We start from the raw sequence: 2,722 nt of genomic DNA, 5'->3' as shown, positions 1-2,722 counted from the left end.
CCGGGCGATGACAGCGGGGCTCTGGCTGCTATTCGGCGGCCTGCTGGGCGACAGTCGGCTGCGTGCCGGCCACCGTCGCCCGCCGCATGTCGCGCGGCTGCGACTGGTCGTAGCGCCGCACCCGGTGCATGGTCTGGCGGTTGTCCCACATCACGAGGTCATGCAGCTTCCATTTGTGGACGTAGACGAATTCCGGCTGCGTCGCGTGCTCGGTCAGGTCACGCAGCAACAGCCGCCCCTCCGGCACGCTCATGCCGCGTACGAGGCCTGCGTGCGACGACAGGTACAGCGATTTGCGGCCATGCACCGGATGGGTGCGCACCAGCCGCTGCGCGACCGGCTTGAACAGCTCCTTTTCTTCGTCGCTGTAGTCGAGGAAGCCGAGCGAGCCCCGTGAATACATCAGCGAATGCTCGCAGATCAGGTCCTCGATCTCGGCCCTGGTCTCGTCGTCGAGCGCATCATAGGCCGCGCGCATGTCGGCGAATTCGGTGTTGCCGCCCTTCGGATTCACCACGCGTGCCGACAACAGCGAGAATTTCGCCGGGATCGGCCGGAACGAGGAGTCGGAATGCCATAGGCAGTTGCCGAGATTGAACAGATGGGTGCGATGATCCTTTGGCAGCGGCCTGCCGTCCTTGCCGAGGTTGGAGACATCGTTCAGCCCCGAGGAGAGCCGGTAGTCATCCTTCCTGGTGACGTTGCCGCCGCGCGCAGGCTCGCGCTCGCCGAAATTCAGCGCAAAGGCCAATTGCTGCTCGTCATTGATGTCCTGGTCGTGGAAGACAAGCACCGCGTACTTGTCCATGCCGGCTTCGATGTCGGCCGCCTGCTCTCGTGTCAGCGGTGTTCGCAGGTCGAGGCCCGAGACCTCGCCGACGAAATGTTTTGACAGCTGCTGGATCGCGATCGCCATGACGTTTCTCCCGAGCGAGGCGGTTGTCCCGCCCAATTTGCTTCAAAAGCTACTCCCTGTCGGCACCATGTCAACGCTGGGCCGCGCATGGCATTGCGCGCATTCCGTGTCCGGGACGCGGCGCGGCACCGGGACTCCTTACGCATTGCGCGCCATCAGCCCGCCATCCACCGGGATCACCGCGCCGGTCAGAAACGATGCCGCCGGCAGGCACAGGCTCAGCGTCATATGCGCGACTTCTTCCGGGGCGCCGTAACGGCCGAGCGCGGTGCGGCGCCTGGCGTAGATCGCCTTGTGCTCTTCCGGGATGCGCTCGGTGATCGCCGTCCTGATCGGGCCCGGACAGATGCAGTTCACGGTAATGCCCTCGCGTCCCAATTCGACCGCGAGGGAGCGCGTCAATCCGGTCACGCCCGCCTTGGCCGCGGCGTAGGGGCTGTGCAGCGCAGTGGCGCCGAGCGCTTCGGTGGAGGCGATATTGACGATCCGCGGCGATTTCGACTTTCGCAAGTGGGGCAGCGCCGCGCGAATGATGCGCGGATGCGCCGTCAGCATCACGGCCATCGCCTTGGCCCAGGCCTCATCATAACCGTCCTCGTCGATTGCGATCCGCACCGAAATGCCGGCATTGTTGACGACGATATCAAGGCCGCCGAAATGTGCGGCGACGTCATTCACCACCGCAACGATCTGTTCGCGGTCCGCGACGTCGAGAGTCCAGGCTTTTGCCGTTCCGCCATGCGCGGTGATCTCGCCGGCGATCGCCAGCGTGCCCTCGGCGCTGATATCGGTCACGGCGACATTGGCGCCTTCGGCGGCAAACACGCGCGCGGTGGCGCGGCCCATGCCGCTGGCAGCGCCGGTCACGAGCACGGTCAATCCCTGCACCGACCGGCTGAGTTGCTTGAAATCGGACATCTTAGGCTCGCTTGGATGTCGGGCGATCGATTGACAAGGCTGGCATCGATCCGCAGACAGGTCAAACCAGCAAGGAACAGGCAACGAACAACAGGGATGGGAGATGAACGAGCTCGATTTCGGCGGCAAGCAGGTGCTCGTGGTCGGCGGCTCCAGCGGCATCGGCAACGGCATCGCACAATCGTTTCGGGGCAAAGGCGCGCGCGTTGCCGTCTGCGGCACTCGCGACGCGGCGAGCGATTATTCAGCCGACGAAGGGTCGCAACTCGATGGTCTCGACTATTTCAGGCTCGATGTCAGCGACGCGCAGGCGATCGAGACATTCAATCCCGCGTTCGACCGGCTCGACGCGCTGGTGCTCGCGCAGGGGGCGGTGCTCTACAGCCGCGGCGAATTCGAGATGTCCGGATTCCGCAAGGTGCTGGAGGTCAATCTGATCAGCCTGATGGCCTGCGCGACCAGATTTCATCCCATGCTGCGGGACAGCCGCGGGGCGCTGATCATCGTCAGTTCGACCGCAGCCTACCATTCGACCATGGGCAACCCAGCCTACAACGCCTCGAAGACCGGCGCCGTGGGCCTGACGCGGACGCTTGGCGAGGCCTGGGCGGCAGACGGCATTCGCGTCAACGGCATCGCGCCTGGGCTCGTCGACACCAAGATGACCCGGGTGACGACCTCAAATCCCAAGCGGCTCGAAGCGGCGCTGTCGCGGATCCCGCTGAAGCGGCTGGGAACGCCGGCCGACATGGCGGGCGCCGCACTGTTTCTGGCCTCGCCGTTGTCGTCCTACATCGTCGGTCAGACCATCGTGGTCGATGGCGGGCTCATCCTGTGAAATGAGCCAGGTCGGTTTTTCGGTTGGAGCATGGTCTCCGCGCCAACGGG

3 protein-coding genes are annotated in these 2,722 nt (G+C 64.8%); 1 reads left to right on the top strand and 2 read right to left on the bottom strand.

Annotation, left to right across the window (positions count from 1 at the left end; all coding sequences use genetic code 11):
- Window positions 1-28 precede the first annotated feature (28 nt).
- Together WCB02_RS30910 and WCB02_RS30905 are read right to left on the bottom strand one after the other, a co-directional pair.
- A complete protein-coding gene (locus WCB02_RS30910; protein ID WP_423964056.1) occupies window positions 29-916 on the bottom strand; it encodes a TauD/TfdA dioxygenase family protein in 888 nt (295 codons plus the stop codon).
- 138 nt (window positions 917-1,054) lie between these two features.
- Window positions 1,055-1,834 (bottom strand): SDR family NAD(P)-dependent oxidoreductase, encoded by a 780-nt coding sequence (locus tag WCB02_RS30905; protein ID WP_423964053.1) that lies wholly within the window; start codon window positions 1,832-1,834, stop codon window positions 1,055-1,057.
- A gap of 103 nt (window positions 1,835-1,937) precedes the next feature.
- Between WCB02_RS30905 and WCB02_RS30900 the strand changes: the two genes are divergently transcribed.
- The gene (locus tag WCB02_RS30900) at window positions 1,938-2,672 is read left to right on the top strand and encodes an SDR family NAD(P)-dependent oxidoreductase (protein WP_423964050.1); all 735 of its coding nucleotides are present in this window, start codon (window positions 1,938-1,940) and stop codon (window positions 2,670-2,672) included.
- The last annotated feature ends 50 nt before the right edge of the window (window positions 2,673-2,722 follow it).

The organism is Bradyrhizobium sp., assembly GCF_049581145.1.
Taxonomy (GTDB): domain Bacteria; phylum Pseudomonadota; class Alphaproteobacteria; order Rhizobiales; family Xanthobacteraceae; genus Bradyrhizobium.
This window is presented reverse-complemented; position numbering and strand designations above follow the sequence as displayed.